Origin of the sequence: Paenibacillus sp. TAB_01, from assembly GCF_043945595.1 — a bacterium.
GTDB lineage: Bacteria > Bacillota > Bacilli > Paenibacillales > NBRC-103111 > Paenibacillus_S.
In genome coordinates this window covers 6028994-6049039 of sequence record NZ_JBIFNP010000001.1, presented here as the reverse complement: position 1 = coordinate 6049039, position 20046 = coordinate 6028994, and the positions used below count along the sequence as shown (strand labels likewise).

The 20046-nt window shown below is 54.9% G+C and carries 20 protein-coding genes and 1 pseudogene; 9 read left to right on the top strand and 12 right to left on the bottom strand.

Annotation, left to right across the window (positions count from 1 at the left end; all coding sequences use genetic code 11):
• Together ACHHV8_RS29475 and ACHHV8_RS29470 are read left to right on the top strand one after the other, a co-directional pair.
• The gene (locus ACHHV8_RS29475; protein WP_395162846.1) at positions 1–1101 is read left to right on the top strand and encodes a GerAB/ArcD/ProY family transporter; all 1101 of its coding nucleotides are present in this window, start codon (positions 1–3) and stop codon (positions 1099–1101) included.
• Positions 1098–2216, top strand: a complete 1119-nt coding sequence (locus ACHHV8_RS29470; RefSeq protein WP_395162845.1) for a Ger(x)C family spore germination protein — start codon at positions 1098–1100, stop codon at positions 2214–2216. Before ACHHV8_RS29475 ends, ACHHV8_RS29470 begins: the two co-directional genes overlap by 4 nt.
• Positions 2217–2273: 57 nt before the next feature.
• On the opposite strand, the gene ACHHV8_RS29465 is transcribed toward ACHHV8_RS29470, so the two are convergent.
• The 3 genes and pseudogenes from ACHHV8_RS29465 to ACHHV8_RS29455 all read right to left on the bottom strand — a co-directional run bounded on the left by ACHHV8_RS29465 (position 2274) and on the right by ACHHV8_RS29455 (position 4351).
• A complete protein-coding gene (locus tag ACHHV8_RS29465; RefSeq protein WP_395162844.1) occupies positions 2274–2624 on the bottom strand; it encodes a sensor histidine kinase in 351 nt (116 codons plus the stop codon).
• The gene (locus ACHHV8_RS29460) at positions 2621–3637 is read right to left on the bottom strand and encodes a histidine kinase dimerization/phospho-acceptor domain-containing protein (RefSeq protein WP_395162843.1); all 1017 of its coding nucleotides are present in this window, start codon (positions 3635–3637) and stop codon (positions 2621–2623) included. Before ACHHV8_RS29460 ends, ACHHV8_RS29465 begins: the two co-directional genes overlap by 4 nt.
• Positions 3634–4351: pseudogene (locus tag ACHHV8_RS29455) on the bottom strand (response regulator transcription factor). The gene ACHHV8_RS29460 and the pseudogene ACHHV8_RS29455 overlap by 4 nt, the downstream one beginning before the upstream one ends.
• A gap of 165 nt (positions 4352–4516) precedes the next feature.
• On the opposite strand from ACHHV8_RS29455, the gene ACHHV8_RS29450 reads away from it, so the two are divergent.
• The 3 genes from ACHHV8_RS29450 to dgoD all read left to right on the top strand — a co-directional run bounded on the left by ACHHV8_RS29450 (position 4517) and on the right by dgoD (position 7008).
• The gene (locus ACHHV8_RS29450; protein WP_395162842.1) at positions 4517–5071 is read left to right on the top strand and encodes a CBO0543 family protein; all 555 of its coding nucleotides are present in this window, start codon (positions 4517–4519) and stop codon (positions 5069–5071) included.
• 109 nt (positions 5072–5180) lie between these two features.
• Positions 5181–5858 (top strand): FadR/GntR family transcriptional regulator, encoded by a 678-nt coding sequence (locus ACHHV8_RS29445; protein WP_395162841.1) that lies wholly within the window; start codon positions 5181–5183, stop codon positions 5856–5858.
• A 1-nt stretch (position 5859) separates the two neighbouring features.
• Positions 5860–7008, top strand: a complete 1149-nt coding sequence (gene dgoD / locus ACHHV8_RS29440; protein ID WP_395162840.1) for a galactonate dehydratase — start codon at positions 5860–5862, stop codon at positions 7006–7008.
• A gap of 178 nt (positions 7009–7186) precedes the next feature.
• On the opposite strand, the gene ACHHV8_RS29435 is transcribed toward dgoD, so the two are convergent.
• The 9 genes from ACHHV8_RS29435 to ACHHV8_RS29395 form a co-directional block, all read right to left on the bottom strand.
• On the bottom strand, positions 7187–8746 hold the full coding sequence (locus ACHHV8_RS29435) for an MFS transporter (RefSeq protein ID WP_395163658.1): 1560 nt from the start codon (positions 8744–8746) through the stop codon (positions 7187–7189).
• Positions 8747–8867: 121 nt separating this feature from the next.
• Positions 8868–9713: a MurR/RpiR family transcriptional regulator gene (locus ACHHV8_RS29430; protein WP_395162839.1), complete on the bottom strand. Its 846-nt coding sequence runs from the start codon at positions 9711–9713 to the stop codon at positions 8868–8870.
• A 35-nt stretch (positions 9714–9748) separates the two neighbouring features.
• Complete coding sequence (locus ACHHV8_RS29425; protein ID WP_395162838.1) at positions 9749–10573, bottom strand: carbohydrate ABC transporter permease; 825 nt, start codon at positions 10571–10573, stop codon at positions 9749–9751.
• A 17-nt stretch (positions 10574–10590) separates the two neighbouring features.
• Positions 10591–11532 carry a carbohydrate ABC transporter permease gene (locus ACHHV8_RS29420; RefSeq protein ID WP_395162837.1) on the bottom strand — a complete coding sequence of 314 codons (942 nt, stop codon included), beginning with the start codon at positions 11530–11532 and terminating at the stop codon, positions 10591–10593.
• A 129-nt stretch (positions 11533–11661) separates the two neighbouring features.
• A complete protein-coding gene (locus tag ACHHV8_RS29415; RefSeq protein ID WP_395162836.1) occupies positions 11662–12978 on the bottom strand; it encodes an ABC transporter substrate-binding protein in 1317 nt (438 codons plus the stop codon).
• A 46-nt stretch (positions 12979–13024) separates the two neighbouring features.
• Positions 13025–13873, bottom strand: coding sequence for a serine hydrolase domain-containing protein (locus ACHHV8_RS29410; protein ID WP_395162835.1), 849 nt, complete (start codon positions 13871–13873; stop codon positions 13025–13027).
• Complete coding sequence (locus ACHHV8_RS29405) at positions 13827–14180, bottom strand: serine hydrolase (RefSeq protein ID WP_395162834.1); 354 nt, start codon at positions 14178–14180, stop codon at positions 13827–13829. Before ACHHV8_RS29405 ends, ACHHV8_RS29410 begins: the two co-directional genes overlap by 47 nt.
• On the bottom strand, positions 14173–14697 hold the full coding sequence (locus tag ACHHV8_RS29400) for a DUF1343 domain-containing protein (RefSeq protein WP_395163657.1): 525 nt from the start codon (positions 14695–14697) through the stop codon (positions 14173–14175). Before ACHHV8_RS29400 ends, ACHHV8_RS29405 begins: the two co-directional genes overlap by 8 nt.
• Positions 14598–15365: an exo-beta-N-acetylmuramidase NamZ family protein gene (locus ACHHV8_RS29395; protein ID WP_395162833.1), complete on the bottom strand. Its 768-nt coding sequence runs from the start codon at positions 15363–15365 to the stop codon at positions 14598–14600. The genes ACHHV8_RS29400 and ACHHV8_RS29395 overlap by 100 nt, the downstream gene beginning before the upstream one ends.
• A 377-nt stretch (positions 15366–15742) precedes the next feature.
• On the opposite strand from ACHHV8_RS29395, the gene ACHHV8_RS29390 reads away from it, so the two are divergent.
• From ACHHV8_RS29390 to ACHHV8_RS29375, 4 genes are all read left to right on the top strand, one after another.
• Positions 15743–16690, top strand: a complete 948-nt coding sequence (locus ACHHV8_RS29390; protein WP_395162832.1) for a BadF/BadG/BcrA/BcrD ATPase family protein — start codon at positions 15743–15745, stop codon at positions 16688–16690.
• A 29-nt stretch (positions 16691–16719) separates the two neighbouring features.
• A complete protein-coding gene (gene murQ, locus ACHHV8_RS29385; RefSeq protein ID WP_395162831.1) occupies positions 16720–17637 on the top strand; it encodes an N-acetylmuramic acid 6-phosphate etherase in 918 nt (305 codons plus the stop codon).
• Positions 17638–17830: 193 nt separating this feature from the next.
• A complete protein-coding gene (locus tag ACHHV8_RS29380) occupies positions 17831–18622 on the top strand; it encodes an SDR family NAD(P)-dependent oxidoreductase (protein WP_395162830.1) in 792 nt (263 codons plus the stop codon).
• An 18-nt stretch (positions 18623–18640) separates the two neighbouring features.
• Positions 18641–19852, top strand: coding sequence for an enolase C-terminal domain-like protein (locus tag ACHHV8_RS29375; protein WP_395162829.1), 1212 nt, complete (start codon positions 18641–18643; stop codon positions 19850–19852).
• Positions 19853–20046 lie beyond the last annotated feature (194 nt).

Here is a 20046-nt window from a genome sequence, read left to right as displayed (position 1 = left end):
ATGAGACAGCCCGATTCGCGGCATTTGACGCTGCTGCAGTACATATTTCTGATCCACGGCACACAGGTGGCGGTAGGAGTGCTCTCTTTGCCGCGGCAGCTGGCGGAAGGGGCGGGCACGGACGGGTGGATCGCACTTTTTTTCGGTTGGATGGCTTCTGTGACGGCCAGCCTGCTCATTATCAACACGATGAAGTCTTACCCTAACGATCATCTGGGGGATTTGCTGGGGCGGTTTTTCGGCCGGTGGGCCAGGTGGCTTGGCATCGTTCTAAGCGGCAGTTATTTTGTCGTGTTCGCTTTTATCATGCTTACCAAAACCGTGCTGTACATTAAAAGCTGGATGCTGCAGGAGACGCCCCAATACACGATCATGCTGCTGCTTCTGCTGCCTGCCATCTTTATCGTGCCGGGCGGGTTCAAGATTTTGGGCAGGTATACCGAGCTCGCTTATCTGATGAAGATCATGATTGTGCTGATATTGGTTTTTCCATTGATCGAAGGGAAATTTATTTATCTGCTTCCTGTGCTCAAGGAGGGCTGGGGGCCCGTACTGAATACGGTCACCTCCACGGTATTGTCTTATTTAGGCTTTGAGGTTGCGTTTTTTTGCTACCCGGCGCTGCAGCAAAAACAGCATGCCGTCAGAGGCATTATTGTCGCGAATACTTTAACGCTGCTGCTCTATTTGTTTATAACGATGGTCTGCTTTACTCATTTCAGTCCCGATGAGATTGTTCAATTCAACGATCCCCCGTTAACCGTTCTGAAGACCATCGAATTAAGATATGTGGAGCGCTTCGACGTCATCGCTCTGGCGCTTTATTTATTCGTCCTGTCTACCTCATGGATGCCGTTTATGTATATCGGGGTCTACTGCAGCGGGCTGATTCTGGGCAAGCAGAAGCCGGTGCAGTACTTTTCGATAGCTATTGCTTGCTTTGTTCTCGTGACGCTGTGGCTCAATCCGTCTTTTCACGACAGCGACCGGCAAATTAAGGCGATCAGCACCGGCGGCATCTGCTTTGCCTACCTGCTGCCCTTATTCTTATGGGGGTACGGATGGGTCTATCATCGATTCAAGCGGAGGCGTGCTGTATGAGACATCGGCGGCTGGTCCTGGTGCTGCTTATCACCGTGAGTCTCCTGCTGCTCCCAGGCTGCAGAGACCGGATTGACCTCGAGGATATTACTTTAACCTTATCGCTGGGCATTGATTTGGATGAGGATAACCAACTGCTATTTTATTCCTCCAGCCCGGTGTTCAGCAAGGAAGCTACGAAGAAGACGGAGGAGTATGGGGTCAAGTCGGCTACTTTGCGATATTCGAGAGAGGAGTTCGATGCGGTCACTACCGCGCTGACCAGTAAAGGAAAAGTTCAGGTTTTTCTCCTGGGCAAGAAAGTAGTGGAGCATCCGGATTGGTTCTCGATGCTCGATGTCATGTTTCGCGACGCCAAATCGACGTTGAATGCCAAAGTAGCGGTAGTAGACGGTCCGGTCTCCAAATTCATTAATTACTACCCTAAGGACAAACCGAGACTGCCGCTTCATATGACGAAGCTTATCGATACGGCGGACCGGAGGAATTTAACGGTCAAAACGTCGTTAGCCACGCTTCACACCCAGTTTTACGAGAAAGGAATGACGCCTGCTGTAACGGAATTGAAAATGGAGAACAGCCTGGAGGTGGCCGGGACCGCTCTGTTAGACAGGCGGGGCAGATACGTGGATACGCTGCTGCTTCAAGAGACGGAGCTGCTGCGCATACTGCAGGACAATAAACAGGGCCAGCTCTCATTAACGCTTCCCGTGCCTGGCGTCAAAGACAATTGGTTTCACCGTAACCGGATCAGCTATTATGTCGAAAATATACACCGTTCCATCAAAACCGGATTTAAGGACGGCCGTTTCCGGTTTCAAATGATATTTAAGGTCTCCGCTTTACAGACGGAGCGATTGTTTCCGTATGATATGAGAAAAGATGAGGGAAAGCTTCGACAGGCTTTGGAGCAGCAGCTTGGGCAGGATCTCAGGGATCTGGTTAAGCGGCTTCAGCAAATAAAGCTCGATCCGATCGGACTCGGGATGTATGCCAGAGCCCATGAATATGATACGTGGAAGCGGGTCCAAGACCAGTGGGGGAAGGCGTTTGCCGAGGCGGATATTGACGTGCAGGTTCATCTGAAAACGCTCAATATGGGATTGATCAGATAAAATTCGCACGCATCAAACCGGATCTCTCCCCGAAAGGGGATGTAAGAGATCCGGTTTTTAACGCAGCGGAAGGATAACGGTCACCTGGGTTCCCACGCCTAGGGCGCTCGTCACGCTGATCGTTCCCCGATGGGCGCGGACGATCGTTTGAGCGATGGCAAGTCCGAGGCCGCTTCCGCCTGTGGACCGGTTCCTTGCCTGATCGACCCGGTAGAAGCGGTCGAACAAGCGGGGGATATGCGACGCCTCGATACCGATTCCGCGGTCGATCACCTTCAGCACGACAATCTGGCTGTCGCGGGGATCGGGCTCCAAGGTGACGATGACCCGTTCATCGCTGTATTTAATGGCGTTATCCATTAATATGATGAGCAGCTGCTTGATTCGCTCCGGGTTACCGTGCATCATCCGCTCCTCCAAGCGGATTTCGCAGGTAAGCTCCCGTTGAAAGGCATGCTGGAGGGAAGCGGCGGTGCTGAGCACCATTTCTTCCAGGTCGAAGTCCGTCGTCTCCTCCTGGGAAGGGGATTCGGGTCCGCCACCGACAGCAGGGTATGCGTCAGATTGCGAAGGCGCGAAGCCTCCGATTGGATCGCTTCAATCGCCTCCTCCCGCAGCTTGGGGTCATTGCCGCCCCACCGCTTGAGCAGGTTGGCATAGCTTTCGATAATCGTCAGCGGTGTTTTCAACTCGTGCGACGCATCCGCCAGGAATTGGCGCTGCTGAAAAAAATTCGTTTCCAGCTTGCCGATCATGGCGTTGAACGTATGAATGAGCCGCCCCAGCTCGTCCTGCCGCTTCGAGGGCGGCATGACCACACGCTTGAAGACGCCGCTGCGCTGAATGGACTCCATGATTTGAGCCAGCTCATGAATCGGCCTCAGAATAATGCGGGCAAAGTACATGCCCCCGACAAGCGACAACAACGCGGCTACCGCCGTTGTAAACGACAGCACGGCCAGCAGGACGCTCATATAGTCGTCGAGCGCGTCCAGCTTGCGGCCGAGCTGAAGCACCCCGATCGTATGCTGCTCCTCGTCGGTGATCGGCACCTGGACATAGACCATCAAGGCTTCGCTCGTTTTTAACGTTTTGGAAAAGGTCTGCGTACTGAATTGCGCTGGAATCTGCAGCAGCTCATTGTCGGTTTTGAGCTGAAGCTTCACCGTAGACTGGGTGTCGATAATTCGGATCAGCTCTTGAGGCATGAGCGAGGAACGAATCCAGCCCGTATAATTCCACTGCTCCGGCGTCGTAATGCCGGGCAGCTCGAGAATGGTCTGGGTGGCGTTCCACAGCACGCCAATTTCACTTTTGGTGGTGATCCGCACAAAGGTATAATACGTAAAAACGCTGAAAAAGAACAGGACGGCCAGCAGGGAGGAAACGATAAGCAGGGTAATTTGCGTGCGCAGCCTCATGACGTCGTTTCGCAGTCCTTTACCAGATAGCCGACGCCGCGCAGCGTATGGATAAGCTTGCATGGATAGCCCTGGTCAACCTTTTGCCGCAAATACCGGATATACACGTCTACGACATTCGTGTCGCCGATGAAGTCGTAGCCCCAGACCTCGGATAAAATCTGCTCGCGGGAAAGCACCTCTCCTTGGCGGCTGACAAGGAAATACAGCAGATCGAATTCCTTCGGAGTCAGCTCGATGAGATTCCCGTCCCGGACGACCTGCCGGGTGCGGATGTTCATCGACAGACTGTCCACGGTCACCTCGTCATCGGCTGCAAGCGCCGAAGCGGCGGAGCTGGTTTGCTGCACGGACATCCGCAGCACATTGCGGATGCGGGCCAGCAGCTCCTCAATCGCGAACGGTTTGGTGACGTAATCGTTAGCGCCCAAATCGAGCCCGCTGACCCGGTCCGGTACGGCATCCCGTGCGGTCAGCAGGATGACGGGCACCTGGCTGCCCTGTTGGCGCAGCCGGCGCAGGCACCTCCAATCCGCTCAGCTCCGGCAGCATAATATCGAGCAGCACCAGATCGCGCTCCGTCGACAAGGCCATCTCCAGTCCGTCTCTGCCGTTATCGGCGCACTCTACACCGTAGCCTTCATGCTCCAGCTCCAGCTGCAAGATCCGTGCGATTTTTTCCTCGTCCTCAATAACCAAGATTTGTTGTTTCATCTTATCCCCCAACACTTTATCGATTGAAGTTAGTATGTGATGGGTGGGGCGAAATTATTGCGCATCCCCCGGCGCGTGCAGTCTTGGACCTGTATGCGTATGATATGAAATTCTGGACATATACTATTTTAAAGCTTGAAAGATGATTTGAACGGGATGATAACAATGAAAATGAACCCCCAAACCAGCGGGCGGATGGACGAGCTGTTCGAACAATTCCATAATATACATCGAGAGCTGACGAGCTTGTGGCTGAACAGCATCCTGGACAGCTGGCAGCTTCAGATGGCCTTGGTGATGATGATCGTTTTGTGGACGGTCTGGTTTAAATTCAGAAAAAAGGACGCGACCGGCAGGCTGATGTTATCCGGTTTATTTGTGCTGGTCATTGCGTCCTGGTTTGATTTCCTCGGTGTTTCTATGGGCTGGTGGAGATATCACATGGTAGAACTGCCTACGCTGCCCTCTTTTTTGCTATGGGATTTCACTTACCTTCCGATTACGGTCATGCTGCTGCTTCAGGTCAAGCCGCAGGTCAATCCATGGCTTAAGGCGGTTGTGTTCGGGGGAGGCGTCTCGATGATAGGGGAACCGCTGTTCACCTGGGCGGATTACTATGCCCCTATTGTATGGCATCATTATTACTCGTTCCCGATTTATATCGTCATCTATTTAGGCGCGCATGCGATCAGCCGGACAAATCGGTTCGCACCTTTATAAAAAACAATTGAAACATCATATGAATTGTATTATATTTAATATACATCAGATGACTTAAGCGAATATACGAACCGATCAGATGCAATGAGGCAAGAAGCAGGTGAAGGCAGTGGGAAAGAAACTTACTTATGAAACCGTTTACGACCAGATCAAGCAGAACATTAAAGAAGGCATATGGAAGCAGGGGGAACAGCTTCCGCCGCTCGAACAGCTGTCGGCCGAGCTTGGAGTCGGTATCTCTTCCGTGCGGGAAGCCGTGCGGATTCTCGGCAAGCAGAAGATTCTGCGCATCGAGCAGGGGAGAGGGACTTATGTCGAGCAGGATTTGTCTGCGGCTCCTGCGTCGCGGATCGATTTTCTTGAGCGGGCTACCATGCTGCAGCTAACCGAATCCCGGCTTATTATCGAGCCGGAGCTTGCGGCTCTGGCGGCGGCGAAGGCCTCGGACGAAGAGGCGGCCGAGATTATGGAGACTGCCCGGGCGATGCAGCGGAAGGTGGAGAAGGGACAGGACTTTCTCAAGGAAGATATGCGGTTTCATGAGCTGATCGCGAAAGCGTCGCACAATGAAATCATGTACCGGATGCTTGAGATGATTACCGATCTGCTGGTCGACAGCCGGCGCAAATCGATGAAATGGGAAGGGATGGACGAGAAAGCGTCTTCTTATCACTACCTGATCGCGCAGGCGATTGTTCAGTCCAATCCGACCCAGGCCAGAGCTTTAATGAAATGCCATCTGGAGGATATGCTTGTTGAATTTCAAAAGGGAGAAGGAGAGATTTAGGATGAAGATTCAATCGTTGGAGCTGTTTAAGGTGCCGCCGCGGTGGCTGTTTCTGAAAATTACGACCGATGACGGAATCGTCGGCTGGGGCGAGCCGATCGTGGAAGGCAAGGCGGATACGGTAGCTGCCGCCGTGCAGGAAATGAGCGAATTTCTGATCGGCCGCGATCCAGGCCATGTGGAGGACTTGTGGCAGGTGCTGTACCGCGGCGGATTTTACCGCGGGGGTCCGATCCTGACCAGCGCGATCTCGGGCATCGAGCAGGCGCTGTGGGATATTAAAGGCAAAAGCCTCGGCGTGCCTGTGTACGATTTGTTAGGCGGCCCGGTTCGCGACAAGATGCGCGTGTACGCCTGGATCGGCGGAGATAAGCCGTCCGACGTTGCGGAGTCCGCCCGCGAGAAGATTGCGCAGGGCTATACCGCTATCAAAATGAACGGCACCGCCGAGATGGAATGGATCGACTCGCACCTGAAGGTGCAGGAGGCTGTCGAGCGGCTGGCTGCCGTGCGTGAAGCTATCGGTTACGGCAACGGGATCGGCGTCGATCTGCACGGCCGCGTTCACAAGACGATGGCCAAGGTGCTGATCAAGGAGATGGAGCCGTTCAAGCCGATGTTTATCGAAGAGCCGGTGCTCTCCGAGAACAACGAGGCGCTGCTGGAGATTACCAAGGGCTGCAGCGTGCCGATTGCGACCGGCGAGCGGATGTATACGCGCTGGGATTTCAAGCGCCTGCTGACGCAGGGCGGCGTGGACATCATCCAGCCGGACCTGAGCCACGCCGGCGGCATCTGGGAGGTGCGCAAAATCGCGGCGATGGCCGAAGCCTTCGACGTCGCGGTAGCGCCGCACTGCCCGCTTGGACCGATTGCGCTCGCTTCCTCGCTGCAGCTTGATTTCTGCACGCCGAATTCGTTTATCCAGGAGCAAAGCCTGGGGATCCATTATAATCAGGGCTCCGATCTGCTCGATTACTTGGTCGATCCCGGCGTGTTCGATTACGAGAACGGCTATGTGAAGCGGTTGACGAAGCCGGGGCTCGGCATCGAAATCAATGAAGCGAAGGTCCGTGAGATGGCCGCCATCGGACATCAATGGCGCAATCCGGTATGGCGCAACGAAGACGGCACTGTTACCGAGTGGTAAGCTGCGCCGCACTTCTTCTATAGAACAATAAGAAGCACTCCGAACGGGCATCGCTCAGCAGCTTGACTGCTGCAGCACAGTGCCCTCGCTCGGGGTGCTTTTTTGCGAGCCGGGGAGCGGCCGCGGCTGCGCTTCTCGTCAACGCGGGCCAATGCCAGACGCGCGCTGCGCCGCAGCCTTAATGCGATGCCGCTCCCGAAGCGCCGGGCTCTTCTGCGGCTTCCTCCAGGCGGTCGCCTCCCATAAAGAAGGAGGCGATAAGAGCCAGGGCGGCAGGGATGATGGCCCAGATGAACGTATGGGCGATCGAATCGGCCAATGCCGCCGTAATTTGGTCCAGGATAGGCTTCGGAATGAGCGCCCGGGCTTCCGGGGACAGCAGGGCATGCGGATCGCTCAGCTCCGTGCCCGGCGGCAGCTGCATGCCGCTGCCGCCAAGCCCTGAAGCAGCCATGGCATCCGTCAGCTGCCGCGTAAACGAATGGCTCTGGATAATCCCGAAGATCGTAATGCCTACCGTCATGCCGAGTGATCGCAGGAAGTTGAGCGTCGAGCTCGCGGAGCCCCGCTGCCGGGCGCTGAACGATTGGATAGCGGCATTGCTGAGCACGGAGAACGAGGCGCCGATCCCCAGGCCGACCAGAATCATATATATCGTGACGATCCAGCGGGTCGATGCAGTGGACAAGGTCGTCAGCAGCGCAAGTCCGGCCGTGAGAATAAGCAGCGTCGGGATCATGATAGACCGGTAGGCGATCCTGGACAGCAGCATCCCGCCTCCGGTCGCGGTGACGACCGAGCCCAGCATCATCGGAAGCAGCACCAGACCGGAGTTTGTCGCCGAGCCCCCGAGCACCCCCTGGATGAAGATCGGGATATAGACGGAGGCGGTAATGAAAGCGGCCCCGCTGAGAATGGCGATGGCATTGCTTGTAGCATACAGCCTTTTGCGGAACATGCCGAACGTAATGATCGGCTCTTCGGCCCGTCGTTCCACGAGAATGAACAGAACCGTCAGCACGGCGAAGGCGATGAATAGACCGAGGATGATCCCAGAATTCCATGCGTACTGCTTGCCGCCGAATTCAAGAGCGAACATCAGACAGATTACGGCGCCGACCAGGGAGAACGCTCCCCACCAGTCAATCGGCTGCTTCGAATGCTGGTGGGACTCCTTGTAGAAGCAGGCGATGAGAATAAAAGCGATCAGCCCCAGCGGCAGGTTAATGTAGAAAACCCACTGCCAGTTAATGTAGTCGGTAATGTAGGCCCCCAGCAGAGGGCCGAAGATGCTCGACATCCCGAAAACCGCCCCGAACAGGCCGCCCAGCTTGCCGCGCTGCTCAAGGGGAACGGCGTCGAACATAATCGTGAAGGCGATAGGCACCAGGGCGCCGCCTCCTAAGCCCTGCACCGCCCGATAGGCGCTCAGCTCGACAATCGATCCGGCGGTTCCGCACAGGATGGAGCCGAGCATGAAGACAATGATGCCGAATACGAAAAATCGTTTGCGTCCGTACATATCGGACAGCTTACCGAAGATCGGCATGCCGGCCATTTCCGCGATCATGTAAGCGGAGGTCACCCATACGAACTTATCCAGACCTCCCAGCTCGCCGACGATCGTGCCCATAGCGGTAGATACGATTGTGTTATCCATCGAAGCCATCAGAATGCCAAGCAGCAATCCCGCGATGATGATTCCGTTCGGCTTGTGCTGTGCGCTTGCGGCGTTCATGTTCATCTTGCCGCCTCCTCGTTACCTTATTATTCCATAGCTTTCCCTTGATCTTGAGAGGCCATTCCCGGGAGGATGCGGGGAAACAAAGAAAAACAGCCATCCGGGGAAAGGGAGGCTGTTATCTTCTGGCTTTTTTGACCGCGCCGCGGCTTTTTTCCAAATAGTGAACGGATTCGTCGAATTCTCTGCTTGCGACGCCCAAATACAAAATGTCGATCACATTCAGCTGGGTGATCCGGGAGGAGGTGGCGCCGCTGCGTATTTCCGTTTCCGTCGAAGAGATGAATAAGGGGATATCGGCAAGCTGGCTGACGGCCGTGCTGCCGTACCGTGTGATAGAGATGGTCGTAGCCCCGGATTCGCGGGCGCGCTTCATGCATTCGACGATGGTCGGTGTTTCCCCTGAGTAAGAGATGCCGACAACGGTGTCGTCCTTGGTCAGCAGCGCCGAGGAAACCAGCTGCAGGTCGGAGTCGACGAAGGAGAAGCATGTTTTGTTAATGCGCATAAATTTATGCTGGGCATCGGTAGCGATCAGGTTGGAGGCGCCGATACCGTAAAAGTAAATGCGCTTGGCGCGAAGCAGCGCTTCGACCGCCTTTTGCACATTCGCAGGAGACAAAATTTTCAGCGTATCCCGGATCGACTGGATGTTATTGTTCGAAGCGTTCTCGATAATGCGCTCAATCGAATCCTCGCCTTTAATCTCCTGGTAGCCTGTGCCGCTGCGCTCATCCTTCAAGTCGCCGGCTACCTTCAGCATCAGCTCCTGGTAGCCTTTGAACCCGGCCGATTTGCACAGCCGGATAACAGCGGCCTGGCTGCCGCCGCTTTCCTGGGAGAGCTGGGCGACGGACAAGCCGATGATGCGTTCGGGGTCCTGTAGAATGAACTCCGCTACCTTCCGTTCGGACGGAGTAATCAAATCCAGAATTTCCCGGAGTCTCACTAACCCACCGTTCATATGCTTGCTCCTTCTACTTGTATTGTTTCATTATATTATTTCACGGCCCCTGCCGTAAGTCCGTCCATAAATTGACGTGAAGCAAAGATGAAGATAATGATCATCGGCAGCGAGGACAAGGTCAAGCCGGCGAACAGTACGCTCCAGTCGGTCGTAAATTCGCTGAACAGCTTCAGCATCCCTACAGGAATGGTTTTCTTAGCTTCGTCCTGAATAAAGATCATCGGGAAGAAGAAGTCGTTCCATACGCCGATAAAGTTGACGATGGTCACCGTTCCAAGCGCAGGGCGCATAAGCGGAAGCAGAATCTGCATCAGCAATCCCATATTGGAGGCGCCGTCGATACGTCCTGCTTCTTCGAGCTCCTTAGGGAGCGTGCGGAAAAATCCGGTCAGAATCAGTACGGCCATCGGAATGCCGGAGCCAACATGGATAAGGATGATGGACCATAACGAGTTGACCAGGTGCAAATCCTTGATTAGCAGGAACAGCGGTACGAGTCCGAGCTTGATCGGAAGCATCATCCCGATCAGAAAATAAAAGAACAGCGCGCCGTTCCATTTAAAATTGAATCTGGCGATGTAATAAGAAAGCATGACGCTGAAGACGAGCAGAATGAGCAGCGTCACGGCGCTGACAAACACGCTATTTTTAATATAATCGGCATAGTTCAGTTTGACAAACAGCGTTTGGTAAGAAGTGAAGCTCAGCTCCGAAGGGAGCGACAGCGGCTTCGTAAATATTTCGATGTTCGGCTTCACTGACGAAATCAGCATCAGGAAAATCGGGAAGAGCGACAGCAGCGCGTAACCGATCGATACGATATACAGCAGGCAGCGAACAATTGGGTTTGGTTTCATCGGCCGATCCTCCCTTTCTACTCCGCGTTCTTTTTATTGACGTAAGACATGAAGACAGCGGAAATCGTTGCGATGATAGCGAACATGACGACGGCCAGCGCGGAACCGACCCCGAGCTCGCCCGAATCTCCGGCGCCGCTGCCGAAGGCGGTACGGTAGAAGAAGACGGCCATCAAGTCTGTCGAATAATAAGGCTCACCCATCGAGCCCTGCATCGCGAACACAAGCTCGAACGCCTCGAAGGCCTGAATAAACGTCATGACGATCACAATGACGATCGGCTGGAACATCATCGGAAGCACGACGGAACGGATAAGGCGGAAGCCCGTTGCACCGTCCAGTTTTGCAGCTTCCAGCACTTCCGTAGAAACGGACTGCAGTCCGGCAAGAAAGATCAGCATGAAGAAACCGATGGCGAACCAGCAGTTCACCAGCACGACGGAAGTTAGCGCCGTGTTCGGGTCCCCGAGCCATGCATGGGCCAAACTGTCCAGCCCGAGCTTTTTCAAGATGACATTCACAATACCGGTGTTCGGATTAAGAATCAGCTTCCACATAAAGCCGACAACAATAATCGACAAAAGCCGAGGAATAAAATAAGCGACTTTAAACCACTGCGCGCCTTTGACTTTCTTAAAGATGATATAAGCGAGCAGGAAGGCGATGCCGTTCTGAACGATCATCTCCACGACAAAGTAATAAACGTTGTGCTTGAGCGCATTCCAGAACATGCCGTTGAACGGCTCCTGGGTAAACAGCTTGACGAAATTATTGAAGTAATTAAACTTGCCCATCGTCATGCCTTTCCAGTCGAACAAGCTGTAAGCGAAGGCGGCGAAGATAGGGTAAACGAAGAAGAGTGTATATACGACGACGGCTGGAATCGGAAAAGCATGAATGATCCAATTGGATCCATTCTTTTTCTTCCGGTTCACACTGACGTTATTGGCGTGCTCCATAGTATAAATTCACCTCACGATGATTGATGGGCTAATAGGAAAAACGGCTGCCGCCGCAGGCCCCCCGGGACTTGAGAGAGGGACCTGTTTCAAACGGCGGCAGCCTGAGTGAGGCAGCAGGGCGCAGGATTATTTGCCTGCAGCAGCGGGTTTAAACCAGGTGTCTACGTTCTTTTGCAGTTCTTCAACGACTTGCTTCGGTGTTGTTTTCTTCAAAAACATGCCTTGCAGCAAACCTTCGAACGTAACCTTGCCGGTCGGATTACCCGAGTTCAGATAAGTTACGGCGAAGTACGGAGTTGCATTCGTCGTAGACAGCTTCGCAATTTTATTGATCACCGGATCGTCCGTCGTTACGCCCGCAAGCGGGGACGGAGACTTCGTATTATTGACGATCAGCGTGCCGTAAGCTTTCGTAGTCATGAACTCCAGCACTTTTTTGGCGGCTTCTTTGTTTTTCGAATTTTTGTTAATCCCGAACGATCCGTCTACCCAAGTGGACACGGTCGGCTTGCCGCTTGCGTCAACCGGAGGCACAGGGAAGGCGTCCAATTCAAGCTTCGGATTCAATGCAAGGATGGAGGCAATCTCGAAGTGACCGTCAATAACCATAGCCGTTTGCTCGGTGGCGAACATGGTGCGGACGTCCTCCATGCCCAGTCCCTCGAAGTTAGCCGGGAAGTAAGGAGCGAGACTGTTCAGCGCTTCAACGGATTTCAGGAATTCAGGGCTGTCGATTTTGGCTTCGCCCTTTAAGAACTTATCTACGAAATCCAGTCCGTAAAATTGCGGTGCGATGGCCCCGTGCATCAGGGAGAGCACCCAGCCTTCTTTCGAACCGAAAGCGAACGGCGTGACTTTGTTCTGCTTCAGCGTCTCGGCAGCTTTGATCAGCTCATCCCATGTTTTGGGTTCTTGAATGTTGTATTTGGCGAATATTTTTTTGTTGTACAAAACTTGCGTGGAGCTCAGCATGTAAGGAACGCCGTACTGCTTCTTATCCGAGCCCTGTGCGGCGATCAGCTGGTCCTTGCTGAAGTTCTCCAGTCCCTTCAAGCCGTCGATCGGCTCCAGGTAGCCGGCATCCGCCAAGGCGGTAGCTCCCGCATAAGGGCGAAGCTGAATGATATCGGCTGCCGTGTCCGTTTTGAGCGCTACGTTCAGGGAAGTGTTGTACTCCGTCGATTTCACAGGCTTGAAGTCGATCTCGATCTCCGGGCTCGTTTTGTTGAGCTCCGCCTGAATTTTCTTGTACAATTCAACCTCGGTTTGCTCCGATCTCCAGGAAGCGATGCTGACTTTGACTTTATTGGCCGCAGGCGTTTGGGCTTGCGGCTGTGCTGTGTTACCTGCATCCTTCGTTTGCCCGGCGTCGCCGCCACAGCCTGTCATTGCAACCGCCAGGGAAAGACCTAATACAGATAAGGTGATCGGTTTTTTTCTCATACGTATGCTCCTCCGCATCATATCAAAATGGGTTTAGGGTATGGATTCACTTTCCTGAAACGGCAGCAGCGACTGCTTGATGAAAATCGGTGCGCAGCTGCGTCACGTTTTGCTGGCGTCCATAGTGGACGCGGTTGGTAAGCAGCACGACGGCTAGATCCTGCTGCGGATCTAAATACAGGCTCGTTCCGGTAAAGCCGGTATGGCCGAAGGAACGCGGCGAGAACAAGGGGCCGGAGACGTCGGCGCTGTCGCCCTTGAGCACCCAGCCGAGCCCCCGGTTGACCCCGGTCAGCTGAGGCGTCTGGGTTGCGACGGCCTGCTCGGCGGAACGCGCTGAGAGCAGGCGCGGTGCCGCCCCGTCAGCGGGCGTCGAGCTTGCGCTGCTCCGGCCGACAGCGGCCAGCCACATCCCCGCGTAGGCCAGCAGATCGCCTGCCGTGGAGAACAGTCCGGCATGGCCGCTGATGCCGCCTCTGGCCCGGGCGTTCTCGTCGTGGACGACACCGTGCCAGTGCGTCCCGATTTCCTGCGCGTATTCCGTCGCTGCGATACGCGGACGCTCGGATGGGTCGGGGCAAAAACCGGTGTGCTTCATTCCCAGCGGTCCGAGCAGGTACCGGCTCGCCGCCTCATCGATCGTCGAGCCGTACAGCCGGACCGCGATTTCCCCGAGCAGGATAAATCCCAGATCGCTGTAAATGCACTGCGTGCCTGTCTCATAAGCGAGAGGCTCCTCCGCCAGACAGGTAACGATGTCTTCCGTGCTCCATGGCCGCGTATAAAAATCATAGGAGGCAGGCAGCCCGGAAATATGCGCCATCAGATGGCGGATGGTGATGTTTCTTTTATCCGGCCGATCGAACGCGGGAAGATAGAAGGCGGCCCGGTTCATCCAGCTGCAGCCGGCTCTGATCCAGGAGCAGCAGCAGAAGCGGCAGGGTGACGGTCACCTTCGTGAGCGAGGCGCAGTCATACCGCGTATCGAATGCGGCCGGGATGGGGGCATCCGGCGTATCGAGCGCAAGGCCCCCGGCGTACCGGATTCGTGCTCCTTTATAAAGCACGGCGGCGGAAGCGCCGGGAATCAGCTTGGCGGACATTGCCTGCCGCAGGGGCTCCCACATCGCATCCAGTGCGGCGGGGGAAAGTCCCAGCCGCTCAAGCTGCCCTGCCGGCCCGTAATCCGTCTGCTCAGCCATGACGGCCGTCACCTGTTTCTTCATAGAGCAGGTAAGGCTTGCGGATCTGCTTCCAGGCTTCGCAGTCTTCCCGCCAGGAGGCAATAATGGCTTCGAGAGCCTGCGGCTGATGGAGCGTAGTCCTTACTCTGTCGCTGCCGGTTAAAATATCGATAAACGGAAGCCCATCCTCGTTGCCCCGGTACCAGTCGAAATCGTCCGGGTGCATCGATTGAATCTGATGCAGCAGACGAAGGCCGGTTTCTGCCGATTGGAACTGCTCCTTATCGGTCACATAGGTCAGGACCCCGTTGCACAGAAGGCCTGTATGTTTTTTGAAAGAGGGAGTGAAGGTCACAGGCTGGAACCAGACGCCGGGCAGCTTCATATCATTCATCGCCTCACACAGCTTCTGATGCTGCATCCAGGGAGCGCCGATCATCTCGAAGGGGCGGGTCGTGCCGCGTCCTTCCGATACATTCGTACCTTCATACAGGCAGTTGGCCGCGTAGACGCGTACCGTATCGATCGTCGGCATGTTCGGCGAAGGCATGATCCAAGGCAGCCCGGTTTCGGGAAATTCCATGGAACAGTTCGCCAGCCGATCAGCGGGACGATCTGCAGCTCGCAGGGCTTCTCCATCTGGCCGTTCACTAGACGGGCGAATTCCCCGATCGTCATTCCGGTCATCGCAGGCATCTTCCAGGCGCCTACCATGGAGAAGAAGGCTTCCTCCAGCATGCCGCCTTCAATCCGGTAACCGCCGAGAGGATTCGGGCGATCCAGTACAATGACCTCGACCTGATGGGCGGCGCACGACTGCATCACATAAATTAATGTCGTTAAATAAGTATAAAACCGAACCCCTAAATCCTGAATGTCGAACACAACGGCGTCAATCTCACGAAGCATATCTGCAGTAGGCTTTCTATTGCTTCCATAAAGACTGTAGACCGGAATGCCATAGACCGGGTCGATTTCATCCTCGAACAAAATCCCGGCCTGTTTCTCGTTGCGCAGGCCGTGCTCGCAAGCGAACAGAGCTGTCAGCTTGGCACCCTCGATTTGATGACACAGATCAATGGTTGATCTGAACTTCGCATCGATCCCCGTTGGATTGGTCAGCAGACCGAAGCGCTTGTTCTTCAAGAGCTTGCTGCCTATGGACGGCAGCTGATCGGCTCCGACCTGTACTACCTGACGCATCGTATGTCCCCCTTTTTTATAATCATGATACATAAATGTTAGGATACCTTACATATTTCATTATAGCATCATGAAATATGATTTCAAGATAAAATTTTATTTTAAAAGTTATCTGAAATAATTTAGGAAAATAAGTTTCTTCGCTGTGTACCGTAATCAGCAAGAAAGCGCTTTATGTCAGCTCGTTATGCTTATAATATCTTGATTTACGCGATAAATCAATGAATTTTTACAAGATTAATTATTTTTATGCTTAACTGATGAAGAGACACGTCTTAAAATATTATTTTACAAAATTGGCGTAATCGATTATTCTAAGAGTATTCATGAAGCTATGATACATTCGTGTTAATTCGACAAAAAAAGCGGGTGAACGTGTGGAATATGTGCTTGGTTTCGATGGCGGAGGCACCAAAACCGAATTATTCGCAACCGATCTTCTCGGCGCAGAGCTGATGACCTCCGTTGGGGGCGCGAGCAATCCCAAGTCGGTCCCCTTTGAAACGGTGATACTTCATTTAACGAGCATGCTGGAGGCATTACATGAGCTGGAAGCTTTTCCGCCCCATCTATGCCGGGGAATTTGTCTGGGTATGGCGGGAATTTATATAGAAGCGGAAAAGCGGCGGGTTCAGGAGCATTTGGCCCGGTATTATGTGGAACGGGGCTGGCAGGCTCCGGATATTATGATTATGAATGATGCGGAAATCGCATTGATGGCGGCATTAGGCAGCACGCAGGGAATTATCGCCATTGCCGGCACGGGTTCGATCGTTTACGGACTGTCGCCGTCCGGTAAGAGCTATCGTACCGGAGGCTGGGGGCATCTGCTGGGCGACCACGGCAGCGGCTACGACATCGGGTTGCAAACGCTGCAAACCGTGATGCTGAGCTACGACGGCGTTCTGCCGGCCACCGCCTTGACGGAGCTGATTCTGAATGCCTACGGTTTCGATTCTCCGGTCGATCTCCGCACGTACATTTATCAGCCTCATATCGACAAGCAGCATGTGGCCAAATTCGCAGAGCTGTGTATTCAAGCGGCGGAGTCCGGCGATGGTGCGGCCTGCGGAATTATTGAGAATGCGGCAGCCGGACTGGTCCGATTGACTGAGGCGATGCTCCGTAAGGAGGATGCTTTCAGCAGTCTGCCGATCGCGGTGACCGGCTCGATCTTCCGGTACTCGGCGCTGTTCGGGAGGGTGTACAGGGAGCGGATGGAGACGGTGGCTGAAGGGCTGCACATCGTTCCTTCCCTGCGCAAGCCTGCTTACGGGGCCGCGCTGCTGGCTGCAAGAGAATGGAATAAGGGAAAGGCCCAATAACATCGATGTTGGACTGAGGAGGAACCATAATGGATTTATCTTTACAAGGCTTAACTTCCGAACAGCGCAATGAACGTACCCGGCATATCGACCAAAAATCGGCCGTGGAAATTCTGAAGCTGATTAATAATGAAGACCGCCTCGTGCCCGATGCGGTCGCAGCCTGCATTCCGCAGATCGCCCAAGCTGTGGAGGCCATTGTGCAGAGCTTCAAAAACGGCGGCCGGCTGTTATACTTCGGGGCCGGAACGAGCGGCCGGCTGGGGATATTGGACGCGTCGGAATGTCCTCCGACTTATGGTACGGATCCGGCTCTTGTCGTTGGCGTCATCGCCGGCGGGCCGGAAGCGATCCAGAATGCTGTGGAGGGAACGGAAGACAACGAGGAGCTCGGCGCAGGGGATGTAGACCGGCTGCAGGTAGGTCCGCAGGACGTCGTTGTCGGTATTGCGGCGAGCGGCCGGACACCTTACGTGTTGGGAGCGATGTCCCGGGCGCGTGAGCTCGGTGCGACGGTTGTCGGCATCTCCAATAACGAGCAATCGGCTATGCGCGGATACGCCTCCATCATCATCGAGGCCGTAGTGGGGCCGGAGGTGGTGCTCGGGTCTACGAGGATGAAGGCCGGCACGGCGCAAAAGCTTATTTTGAATATGCTGACTACGGCATCGATGATTATGAGCGGCAAGGTTTATGATAATCTCATGGTCGATATGCAGTCGACCAACCGGAAGCTCGTACACCGCGCCAAGCGGTTGATCGAAATGGCGACCGGGGCGGACGCTGCCTCGGTGGAACGCGCGTACGAGGAATCCGGGGGCCATGTCAAAACGGCCATCGTGATGCTGCTGGTCGGGCTCGACGCCGCTGAAGCGGTGAAGGTATTAAAGGATGCGAACGGCTTCGTCCGCGAAGCGGTAAAGCAGTCCTCCTCTAACGGAGTGTAGAAACGGATGCTGTTGACGTCCTTGCTTTCTTAATTGAAAGCAAGGGCGTTTTTTTGTGATTCCATCATCGACCGGGCAGGGCTTGTATTGCCTTCGCTGCGGGCCGGCTTGTTCTTCTTTTCGAATGCAAAGAGGACAAGGTGAATATAGATGAATCATAAGGGGATTCACCGCAAATAAGGGAGGTTTTGCAATGAAATCGCAACGGACGGCGATCGTCACGGGAGCCAGCACGGGAATCGGGAGGGGGATCGCTTTGAAGCTGGCGGCGGAAGGCTGCGATATTTTCCTATCGCACTTGAATGAGCCGGAGGAGGCCGGTGAGGTCGCCCGCACGATTGAACAGCTTCATGGCAGAAAGTGTGTTGTATACCAAGGGGATCTTTGTGCGGCCGAAACGGCTTCGCAGCTGGTCGAAAGCGCTATCTCGGCATTCGGCCGTATCGATATCCTCGTGAACAATGCGGGAATCACAAGGCTTGGAAAGGTAGCGGAGCTGACCCCGGATGCGATTGATCTGCTGTACCAGCTGAATTACCGAGCGCCGATGCTGCTGACCGGCCAGGTGTCCAAGCATATGATAGAGAAGGGAATTCGCGGCAGCATTCTTTTTACCACTTCATCAAGAGGCACCCGCGCCTATCCTAATGACGCCATTTACGGCGGTCTGAAGGGCGCGCTGAGCAGGTCGATCCAGTCGATTGCCCTGGAGCTGGCGCCTTACGGCATCCGGGTCAACGGGCTGGCGCCGGGTGCGATTACCGTCAGGCCGCCGACAGAATACCACGAGAAGCTGGGCAGACGGATACCGATCGGACGGATGGGGCTTCCGGCCGACATCGGCGCGGCCGCCGTCTTCTTATGCTCGGAAGAAGCGGAGTATATTACAGGCATTACTTTACGGGTCGACGGGGGATTGATTTTGCCGGGAATGCCGGAAAGCCCGCGTCAGGACCCCGACAATATTTGGGGAAAACTAAATTAGCAAAGGGTGAGGTTAGCCATGGCGGGGAACGAAGCATTGCGAATCCGGGATGTCAAAACGATTTTAACCGCTCCAGACGGGATCAATCTGGTAGTTGTCAAAGTCGAGACGAACGAGCCGGGGCTGTACGGGCTGGGCTGCGCCACGTTTACCCAGCGGTATTTGGCTGTCGCTGCAGCCATCGACGAATATTTGCGCCCTTTCCTGATCGGCAAAGATCCGTCGCGTATCGAAGATATTTGGCAGACGGCGATGGTCAGCTCTTACTGGCGCAATGGCCCAGTGCTGAATAATGCGATCTCCGGCATTGATATGGCCTTATGGGACATTAAAGGCAAAGTGGCCGGCATGCCCGTGTACGATCTGCTGGGAGGCAAGTGCCGGGAAGCGGCGGCGGTATATCGGCATGCAGACGGGGCAACTCTGCAGCAGCTCGAAGAAAATGTCATCCGGTACCGGGAGCAGGGATACCAATATATCCGCTGCCAATGGGGCGGGTACGGGGGCAAGCAGCAGGCGATGCATACCCCCGAAGGAGCTGCGGCGGGGGCGTATTACGATGCGGACGCCTACGCCCGCAGTGTTCCGGCGATGTTCGAGCATATCAGGTCCAAGGTGGGGTTCGACGTCGAGCTGCTGCATGATATTCATGAGCGCGTCGCCCCTATCGAGGCGGTTCGTCTGGCCAAGCAGCTGGAGCCTTACCGGCTGTTCTTTCTGGAGGACCCGCTGGCTCCGGAGGATCTGGAGTGGTTTCGAATGATTCGCCAGCAGAGCAGTACGCCGATTGCGATGGGCGAGCTGTTCGTGCATCCGCAGGAATGGGTGCCCTTGATCCAAAACCGGCTGATCGATTTTATCCGCTGCCATATCAGCGCAATCGGAGGGCTGACGCCGGCAAGAAAGCTGGCCGTCCTCTGCGAGGCGTTCGGAGTTCGCACCGCCTGGCACGGTCCGGGAGATGTTTCGCCCGTAGGTCACGCGGCCAACCTGCACCTGGATCTGAGCTCGCTTAACTTCGGCGTCCAGGAATGGTACGGCCCCTCGGAGCTGATTCGGGTGGTATTCCCCGGCACGCCTGAGGTAAGAGGAGGCTTCGCTTATTTGAACGGCAAGCCGGGGCTCGGGGTGGAGCTGGACGAGAAGCTGGCGGCGAAGTATCCGGCCGTCAACAAGCTTCCGGCTTGGACGCTGGCGAGAAGACCTGACGGTACGTCGGCCAGGCCGTAGCCGAAGCGAAGCGCGGATCGAACAAGCCAAGCCGATGAGTGTCGATGCGCTGCGGAGCGGGTTAATATTTTACGGCGCTCGGCGGCTAGGAAGCTGCGTAAGCGGAAGCTCATCAGAAAAAGAGCAGGAAGGGGATGACCGCAGTCATTCCTTTCCTGCTCTTTTTGGTAGGAAGCTATAGATATACAGGCCTG